Origin of the sequence: Streptomyces phytophilus, assembly GCF_013870535.1 — a bacterium.
In the GTDB taxonomy this organism is placed as follows: Bacteria; Actinomycetota; Actinomycetes; order Streptomycetales; family Streptomycetaceae; genus Streptomyces; species Streptomyces phytophilus.
In genome coordinates this window covers 1-2,121 of record NZ_JACBXC010001073.1, presented here as the reverse complement: position 1 = coordinate 2,121, position 2,121 = coordinate 1, and the positions used below count along the sequence as shown (strand labels likewise).

The window sequence follows — 2,121 nt, the reverse complement described above, 5'->3', positions numbered from 1 at the left end:
TCGGGCAGCGGCCCGCCGCGCTCCATCCCGTCATCCTCGCCGGGCCCGCCGCCGCCCGCCAGGGGTTTTACGGGCCCGGCCGCCGCCCTGCGGTCACGAGACCTGCGACATCACCTCGGCGGCGATCAGCTCCAGGTGGTCCAGGTCCGACAGGTCGAGGATCTGGAGGTAGAAGCGCTGGGAGCCGACGGAGGCGTAGCCGCCGAGCTTCTCGACCACCTCCGCCGGGGTGCCGGCCAGGCCGTTCTCCTTCAGCTCCGGCACCTGCCGGCCGATGGCCGCCGCGCGCCGCGCCACCTCCGCGTCGTCCTTGCCGACGCAGGCGATCAGCGCGTTGGAGTACACCAGGTCGGACGGCGTCCGGCCGGCGGCCTCCGCCGCCTCGCGGACCCGGCCGAACTGCCGCTCGGTGTCCGCCGCCGAGCTGAACGGCACGTTGAACTCCGCCGCGTAGCGGGCGGCCAGCGCCGGGGTGCGCTTCGGGCCCATGCCGCCGATCAGCACCGGCAGCGGCGCCTGCACGGGCTTCGGCAGCGCGGGGGAGTCCGCCAGCTCGTAGTGCGTCCCGGAGTAGCTGAAGGTGTCGCCCGTCGGCGTCCCCCACAGCCCGGTCACGATCGCGAGCTGCTCCTCCAGCCGGGCGAACTTCTCCTTCGGGAACGGGATCCCGTACGCGGTGTGCTCCTCCTCGAACCACCCCGCGCCGATGCCCAGCTCGACCCGGCCGCCCGACATCTGGTCCACCTGCGCCACCTGGATGGCCAGCGGCCCCGGCAGCCGGAAGGTGGCGGCGGTCATCAGCGTGCCGAGCCGGATGCGGCTCGTCTCGCGGGCCAGGCCCGCCAGCGTCACCCAGGCGTCCGTCGGTCCCGGCAGGCCGCTGACGTCGCCCATCTTCAGATAGTGGTCGGAGCGGAAGAAGGCGTCGAAGCCGAGGTCCTCGGTGGCGCGGGCCACGGTCAGGAGGGCGTCGTACGAGGCGCCCTGCTGCGGTTCTGTGAAGATGCGGAGATCCATGGGGCCCATTGTGCTTCAGCGCCGCCCCGCGGCTTCCCGGGGCACGGCGGCGGTGCATAGAGTGCAGTCACCGCACTGCCCGGGCTTGCCGCTAGGGGGTCAGGATGACGGTCGTCCACCGCGCGCCGGAAGGGGACGGCGGACTGGAGTTCACGGTCCGGCTGACTCCCGAGGAGACCAGGGTGCTGACCCGCGAGGTGCGGGAGCTGGCGGAGATCGCCGACAGTTGCCTGTGGGCCCTCGGTATGCTCCGTACGGGCGTCAACTCCCGCGACCCCGGCGCCCCGCCGCCGATCCCCGGCGACTACTACGCCGCCCTGCGCCACCTGGAGCGCATCGCGCCCTGGATCGAGGGCACGCAGAACGCGGTGATCCGCGCGCTCGCCGAGTCGGGGGAGGGCACCTACCGCCTGGCGCACGCGCTGCACACCGACGAGGAGGCCGCCGTGCGGCGGCGCGCCGACGTGCTCGGGAACCCGCCGTCGAGGTGGGAGACCTGGGCGGCCAAGGGCGTAGCGGAGTAGCGTCCCGCGCGGCGCCGGGGCGGTCTCAGGACCGTTCCACCAGCACCGCCGAGCCCTGCCCCACCCCGACGCACATCGTCGCCAGGCCCCGCCGCGCGCCGGTACGCGCCATCCGGTGCAGCAGTGTCGTCAGGATCCGCGCCCCCGAGCAGCCCAGCGGGTGGCCCAGCGCGATGGCCCCGCCGTCCGGGTTGACCGCCTCGGGGTCCAGCCCCAGTTCGTCCACGCACGCCAGCGACTGCGCCGCGAACGCCTCGTTCAGCTCCGCCGTCTCGACGTCCGCCACCGACCAGCCCAGCCGGTCCAGCGCCTTGCGCGTCGCCGGCACCGGGCCGATGCCCATGACGTCGGGGTGGACGCCGGCGGAGGCACCGGCCGCGTACCGGCCGAGGGAGTCCAGGCCGAGGGAGGCCAGCGCCTCCTCGCTGACCAGCAGCAGCGCCGCCGCCCCGTCGTTCATGGGCGAGGAGTTGCCCGCGGTCACGCTGCCGCCCGCCCGGAACACCGGCTTCAGCTTCGCCAGTTGCCCGGCCGAGGTGTCCTCGCGGATGCACTCGTCCGCCGTCATCGCGTCGCCGCC

General features: G+C 74.4%; 3 protein-coding genes. 1 reads left to right on the top strand and 2 read right to left on the bottom strand.

Annotation, left to right across the window (positions count from 1 at the left end; genetic code table 11):
• Positions 1–93: 93 nt before the first annotated feature.
• Positions 94–1,017: an LLM class F420-dependent oxidoreductase gene (locus H5J30_RS29175; RefSeq protein ID WP_181790271.1), complete on the bottom strand. Its 924-nt coding sequence runs from the start codon at positions 1,015–1,017 to the stop codon at positions 94–96.
• Between the two features lie 104 nt (positions 1,018–1,121).
• Between H5J30_RS29175 and H5J30_RS29170 the strand changes: the two genes are divergently transcribed.
• Positions 1,122–1,541, top strand: a complete 420-nt coding sequence (locus H5J30_RS29170; RefSeq protein ID WP_181790270.1) for a hypothetical protein — start codon at positions 1,122–1,124, stop codon at positions 1,539–1,541.
• Positions 1,542–1,566: 25 nt separating this feature from the next.
• Here H5J30_RS29170 and H5J30_RS29165 read toward each other — a convergent pair.
• Positions 1,567–2,121: thiolase family protein (locus H5J30_RS29165; protein WP_181790269.1), on the bottom strand; the 555-nt coding region annotated here is incomplete at its 5' end.